This is a genomic window from Methanofollis sp., from assembly GCF_028702905.1.
Classification (GTDB): Archaea; Halobacteriota; Methanomicrobia; order Methanomicrobiales; family Methanofollaceae; genus Methanofollis.
This window is the reverse complement of sequence record NZ_JAQVNX010000133.1, coordinates 1-4,644: the sequence shown is the minus strand read 5'-3', so window position 1 is coordinate 4,644 and position 4,644 is coordinate 1. Positions and strand designations below refer to the sequence as shown.

The 4,644-nt window shown below is 55.2% G+C and carries 5 protein-coding genes; 4 read left to right on the top strand and 1 reads right to left on the bottom strand.

What is annotated here, in order from left to right; genetic code table 11:
* Positions 1-65: 65 nt before the first annotated feature.
* From secY to cmk, 4 genes are read left to right on the top strand one after another with little or no spacing between them, the layout of a single operon-like run.
* The gene (gene secY, locus PHP59_RS11410; protein ID WP_300167097.1) at positions 66-1,499 is read left to right on the top strand and encodes a preprotein translocase subunit SecY; all 1,434 of its coding nucleotides are present in this window, start codon (positions 66-68) and stop codon (positions 1,497-1,499) included.
* Positions 1,500-2,072, top strand: a complete 573-nt coding sequence (locus PHP59_RS11405; RefSeq protein WP_300167094.1) for an adenylate kinase — start codon at positions 1,500-1,502, stop codon at positions 2,070-2,072.
* A 2-nt stretch (positions 2,073-2,074) separates the two neighbouring features.
* A complete protein-coding gene (locus tag PHP59_RS11400; RefSeq protein WP_300167091.1) occupies positions 2,075-2,668 on the top strand; it encodes an EMC3/TMCO1 family protein in 594 nt (197 codons plus the stop codon).
* Positions 2,669-3,196, top strand: coding sequence for a (d)CMP kinase (gene cmk / locus PHP59_RS11395; RefSeq protein WP_300167088.1), 528 nt, complete (start codon positions 2,669-2,671; stop codon positions 3,194-3,196).
* 845 nt (positions 3,197-4,041) lie between these two features.
* Here cmk and PHP59_RS11390 read toward each other — a convergent pair.
* On the bottom strand, positions 4,042-4,278 hold the full coding sequence (locus PHP59_RS11390; protein WP_300167085.1) for a hypothetical protein: 237 nt from the start codon (positions 4,276-4,278) through the stop codon (positions 4,042-4,044).
* Between the last annotated feature and the right edge of the window lie 366 nt (positions 4,279-4,644).

The following is a 4,644-nucleotide window of genomic DNA, read 5'->3' as shown; positions in this document are numbered from 1 at the left end:
GAAAAGATTGAGGCGGCTGGCGGTCAGGCTCTGACCGAGTGAGCCCCTCATTTTTTGGTGGAACCATGGGGAATCTGCTGGATAGAATGGAGCCTTTGCTCGCGGCAATGCCTGCGGTGAAGTCTCCAGAGGGTCATGTCCACTTCAAGAACAAGATGTTGTGGACTATTGCGATCTTGCTGCTGTACTTTTTCCTGACAAACATACCTGTCTTCGGCCTCGACCCCAGTTCACAGGATGCGTTCCTGTACTTCCGGGCTCTTCTTGCCGGTGAGAGCGGGTCCATTGTGCACCTTGGTATCGGGCCGATTGTCACGGCGTCCATCGTGCTCCAGCTGCTCAAGGGTGCCGACCTGATCCCGATCGATACCTCGGAGACACGCGGACAGGTCATGTACATGGGGCTCCAGAAACTGCTCATCTTTGTCATGATCATCCTCGAAGCTGCGCCGAACCTCTTTGGCGGGTTTATGCGCCCGGACCTTGAAATAGCGCAGGCGCTCTTCGGAGGGAACGCGTTCGCGGTTTCGTTCCTGATATTCCTCCAGATCTGTCTGGGCGGTGTCCTGGTCTTCCTCATGGATGAGGTGGTCACGAAGTGGGGCCTTGGTTCGGGTGTCGGTCTCTTCATCGTCGCCGGGATCTCACAGAGCCTGATCAACGGTTTCCTCAACTGGGAAGCGGTTGCTGACCCCTATCCGGTAGGTTTCTTCCCCAGGCTCTTTGCTATCGGCCTTTCCGGTGGGAACTATATCCAGTACTTCGGGACTGATATGCTCGCCTTCGTGACGACGATTGCAATCTTTCTTATCGTCGTCTATGTGGAGTCGACGAGGATCGAGATCCCGCTCGCCCATGCACGTGTCAGGGGCGCCCGCGCCCGTTTCCCGGTGAAGCTCATCTATGCAAGCGTCCTGCCGATGATCCTGGTCCGTGTGCTCCAGGCGAACGTCCAGATGTTCGGAATGTTCCTCTCCAATATCGGGATCAATATTTTCGGGACATTTGACGGCCAGAATCCGGTGTCCGGGCTGATGTACTATCTTGCCCCGGTGAACGGTCCGCAGGACTGGATGTGGTGGGTGCACGACCTCGGCCATGCCCCCTGGGAGGTGCTCCTCCGTCTCGGGATCGATACGACGTTCATGATCGTCGGCGGTGCGATCTTCGCCCTGTTCTGGGTCAAGACGGCCGGTCTCGACTCGAGCCATGTCGCGCGGCAGATCCAGATGTCGGGGATGCAGATCCCGGGCTACCGCCGGAACCTTCAGGTGCTGGAGCGGTACCTTGACCGGTACATCCCGCGCGTGACGGTCATCGGCGGTGTGCTGGTCGGCCTCCTGAGTGTATTTGCAAACCTCTTTGGTGTGATAGGCGCAGTAACTGGTACAGGGCTGCTGCTGACGGTGAGCATCACGTACCGCCTCTATGAACAGGTCGCAAGCGAACAGATTATGGAGATGTATCCGTTCATGCGCCAGTTCTTTGGGAGAGAGTAAATGTCCGGAAAGAGAGTTGTGATTACCGGGGTTCCCGGCGTCGGGAAGACCACGGTTATTGACGCGTCAATGAAACGCCTTGCAGAGGAGAACATCCCCTACAAGGCCATTAATTTTGGCAGCTGCATGTTTGAAACGGCGAAGGCCAAGGGTTTTGTCGAGGACCGCGACCAGATGCGAAGCCTTGACAGGGACATCCAGAAAAAACTGCAGAAACTTGCCGCACAAGCAATCGGTGCGATGGAAGGGAATATTATCGTCGATACCCATGCCTCGGTGAAGACCCCGGCCGGATATCTTCCGGGCCTGCCCGAGTGGGTGCTCACCGAGCTCCACCCCGACACCATCGTGCTCGTCGAGACCGATGAGGACCAGATCCTGTTGCGGAGGATAGGCGACGAGAGTCGCAAGCGTGATGCTGAGGGCAGTCGGTCCATTGTCGAGCATCAGCAGATGAACCGCGCCTTCGCTGCGGCCTATGCAATGATGACCGGGTGCACGGTCCAGATCGTGAGGAACGAGAACTTCCTTCTCGACCACGCCATCGACGCGATGGTTACTGTTCTGAGGTGACAATGGCGCTCAAGGATCATGGCGGCACGATTGCAATCCTGTTCACATTCCTGCTGATGCTCTCCTATGGCATCCCTGAGGTGCGGGACGGCGTGGGCGGGGCGATGGACCTGATATTCGGGCCTCTTGTGGAAACTATCCCGTTCTTTGTGCTGATTATGATCCTCTCCGCGATCACGGCCCTGTATTCGTCGCTGATCCAGAAATATACGATCGATTACGAGAAGATGCAGCGTGTCCAGGAGTCGATGCGGGAGTTCCAGAAGGAGTTCCGGGAGGCGCAGCTTGGCGGGGACGAGAAGAAACTGAAGAAACTGGAGGCGAAGAGGGACCGGATGATGCAGGACCAGATGGAGATCTCGAAGCAGCAGTTCCAGCCGATGGCCTATATTCTCCTCCTGTCGGTGCCGATCTTCTTCTGGCTTCTGTACCGTATCCCCCATATCACCCAGACGATGGTGCTTCCTTTTGTCGGGATGCTCACTTTCCAGGATATTCTTCTCTGGTTCATCCCTCTCTGGATGCTGTGGTATATGATCTGCTCCCTGACGATCAGCCAGGTGATCCGGAAAGCGCTCAATATCGGAGGGCTCTAAATGCGCATGACAATCAGCGGGCCGCCGGGGAGCGGCACGACGTCCCTTGCAAAATATCTTGCACAAAAACATGAATTACGGGTAATTTCGGCCGGGGAGATGTTCCGGTCCCTTGCAAAGGAACGGGAGATGTCTCTTGCCGATTTCGGAAAACTTGCGGAGTCTGACGCTGCCGTAGACAAACTTATTGATGCACGCCAGAAGGAGACCGCAGAAGGCGAGGACAACATCGTCGCTGAGGGGAGGTTGTCTGGATGGATGATCTCGAACGCGGATCTCCGTATCTGGCTGAGCGCTTCGCTGGACTGTCGGACGAAGAGGATATCGTCCCGGGACAGCGAAGACGAGACACACGCCCGGGCGCATACTGAGGAAAGGCAGGAATGCGAACGGAAGCGATATCTGGGCTATTATAATATAGATATCAATGATCTGTCGGTATATGATATTGTGCTCAGTTCTGAGCGCTGGGATGTCGAGGGTCTTGGTGCGATCGTCGACGCGGCGATCGCCACTCTCCGTTCCTGAACTTTTTGTGTGCGTCCTGTCTGAGGGGGCAGGACTGTAACACGGTTTTTTTTCTGCCCGGTTGGTTTTTTCTGGTTGTGCCCTTTATTTTCTGTCTCGCTCCTCACCACCGAGGGTGTGGTTGTCTGGGAAAATCCTGATCTGGGCCTTTTCAGGGAGGGTGCCGCCCTTCGCTCTCGAAAGTCCAAGGCTTTTTCATGCTCGCTTCGCTCGCACCCCCCAGAGGATAGGGGGTGAAAGGCAGAACGCTTCTGATTACCGGGTTTATCCTTCCCCAGCCCAATCTTGAGTTTGGGGTCCGGGGGAACGAGCGTCAGCGAGTTCGAGAAAATCTTTGATTTTCGAGTGACGACCGGAGTGAGTCGAGAAGACCATCAGGTCTTCGAGGTAGTCCCCCGGTGACCTGTATGGAGAAGGCGGTGGATTGGTGCTTCTTTCCGGGGGCTGCCCTTGAAAACCTGCGGTCCGTGGCACATCAAAGATATGCACGCACAGGAAAATCTTCGGTATCCTGTGTTCTCAAGTTCGCTGACGCTTGCACCCTGCCATTAGGATCGGTGGTGGGCTGGCAATTTCCTTCTTGTCAGTTAGTATCCATCCCCTGAAACAATCCTGAGAGGGTAAATACACAGAGTCAAAGATTCGCTGAGAGGGAAAATGCAAGACATTTTCCCCGCACACCTTCCTTGAAACAGAGGGGTATCCCTCTACGGGTATGCCGTGAAAAAAGCGTCAGGATACTGGATGTGCCCGTCGCCCATGAAGGGTGCGGGCAAGAGGTGAGTCCGAGTGTGGAGGGGTGTCTCCCTCTCCGGGGTGTATGGGTCTGTGTGGAGTAATTTTTTTTATCTGGCCCGGACCTGGGTGCCGATCACGGAACGGATCTGTTCGCGCAGGAGCGGGTGGACCATGGGTGCGCGGGCGAGGTCTTCAAGGGCGATGCCGGCTTCACTGTTTCCGTTCCGTGCCATCCCGGTGAGGAGGTCGACAGCGTTGCGCTGGATCTCGTTTACCATCGGTTCGTTACTGTCCTTGATGGAGAGATAGAGTTGGAGGACGTTTTCGTCGTCATAACGGTGCATAGCAATCACCAGAGGTCTGTCAACGTATGTACATATATAATCTATTGTAGTTAATCTCTTGAATTGAACCTGTCCGGTGGCCACAACCGCTATATAGGAACATAAAAAAATAATTAAGAGCACTGCACCATGGTATGCCTCGCCCTCTTCCTTCCTTTTCCCGATTGTCGGAGAGAAACAGGAGGGCAGGTATCCCGGAATACGCTGTCTATGTCGGGCGCATCTGATTATGATGGCTCCCGGCGGCAGAGAGGCGAATAATGGACTTTGTTAGTGTCTTCAATCAGATTGTAATCCTTTTCCTTCTCATCCTGACCGGATATGCAGCCCGGAGAATGGGTGTGTTCGACGACCATACGACGAGCG